Consider the following 1,652-nt stretch of genomic DNA (forward strand, 5'->3'; position numbering starts at 1 on the left):
CTGCCGCCCGCGCCGCTGGAGCAATTGCTTGTGAGTGAACGCGGCGTCACGCGTGTCGTGCGCGTCGCGGACATCCAGTGGATCGAGACGGCCGACAACTACGTCGTGCTGCACACGGCCGTGGGCAGCCCGCTGTTGCGCCAGACGCTGGCCGGCCTCGTCGACCGGCTCGGTGCCGGCTTTATTCGCTGTCACCGGCGCGCCGCCGTGCAAGTGGGCTGGATCGAACAGGTGGTCACCCTGGACAAGGGCGACGGCGAATTGCTGCTGCGCGGCGGCGCGCGGGTGCCGTGCAGCCGCCAGTACCGCGCCGACGTGATGGCGCGGTTGAATCCGGCTTGAATCAGGCCTCCAGCGCGGCCAGCAGTGTCGAACCGACGGGCACGCCCCAGCCCGTGCACGCATCCCAGCCCGCCCCGGCCGCATAACCGCCGTTGTCGCCGCTCGTGATGTCGCGCAGCGCGCCGCTGCCCGCCAGCGGGCCGTACAGCAGCGGATTGAGCCATCCCACGTGCTGCGGCAGCTTCTGGTTCAGCAGCGCGACGAGCCCCGCATACAGCGGCGACACGGCGCTCGTGCCGCCGATCGTGGTCGTCAGGAAGTCGACCCGCACCCGGTAGCCCGTCGCCGGGGACGCATTGCCGGCCACGTCCGGCACGCCGCGTCCGACGCGTCCGCCCGGGTTGATCGACGCCGGCACGCGCGCATCCGCCTGCCAGGACGGCAGCGCGAACTTGTCGCTGACGCCGCCGCCTGTCGCGCTGGTGGAAGGGTCGTCATTCCACACGGTCTCGCTGGTGATGGTGTGGCCGCTGACCGTCAGGCGCGTGCCGCCGCAGCCCAGCACGTACGGGCTCGACGCGGGGAAGTCCGCATGCGCGAGGCCGTCCGGCGTGCCGTTCTGCGGGTTCTGGTCGTGCGCGCCGGCGTCGCCCGCCGCGCAGCACACCGTCACGCCCAGCGCGGCCGCGGCCTCGAACGCCTGGTCCATCGCGGCCAGGCCCTGGTCCGTCCATTCCGATTCCGGCGCGCCCCAGCTGATCGAGATCACGGACGGCTTGCGCACGTCGTCGTGGACGGCGGCCGCGATCGCATCGACGAAGCCCTGCTCGCTGTTCGGCGCGAAATACACGGCGATGTTGGCCTTCGGCGCGACGGCGCCCGCGACCTCGATGTCCAGCATGACCTCGGCATCGGCGCTCCACGGCAGCGACGGGCTGTTCTTGCCGCCGTCGACGGACACGGCCGTCACATGCGGTGCCGCCAGGCCGAGGCTCTTGAAATAGGCTTTCAGGTCGGCGCTGCGGTAGCCGCCGCCCAGTTCGATGATGGCGATGCACTGGCCGCTGCCGTCCAGGCCGGTCGGAAAGTCGTACACCTTCGCCATGTCGATGCCCGTGAAGCCGGATGCAGCCTGCGCGTCGGACGGCGCGGCGCCCGGTGACATCGAGGCCAGCATCGCGGCCTGCTCGGATTCTTTGGAGAACTTGAAATGGGGCCGTGCGATGGGGACGTCGTCGATGCCGAACACGCCTTCGACGATGCCGTCCAGCTCGGGCGGCACGTGCACGGGCGCGGTGCGGCGGCGCGAGATCCCGGCCGCGTGCTCGACCCGCTCGATTGCCGTGCCGAACGCGGCGGTCACCTGGCCC

Annotated in this window: 2 protein-coding genes; one reads left to right on the forward strand and one right to left on the reverse strand. The window is 71.2% G+C overall.

Annotation, left to right across the window (positions count from 1 at the left end; translation table 11 throughout):
* On the forward strand, positions 1–342 hold a 342-nt coding region (locus ACEN88_RS31125), incomplete at its 5' end, for a LytTR family DNA-binding domain-containing protein (RefSeq protein ID WP_413345954.1).
* Between the two features lies 1 nt (position 343).
* On the opposite strand, the gene ACEN88_RS31130 is transcribed toward ACEN88_RS31125, so the two are convergent.
* Positions 344–1,652, reverse strand: a 1,309-nt coding sequence (locus tag ACEN88_RS31130; protein ID WP_413345955.1) for a S8 family serine peptidase, incomplete at its 5' end; no start/stop codon positions are given.

Source organism: Massilia sp. CT11-108 (assembly GCF_047302915.1).
Lineage (GTDB): Bacteria > Pseudomonadota > Gammaproteobacteria > Burkholderiales > Burkholderiaceae_D > Telluria > Telluria orientalis.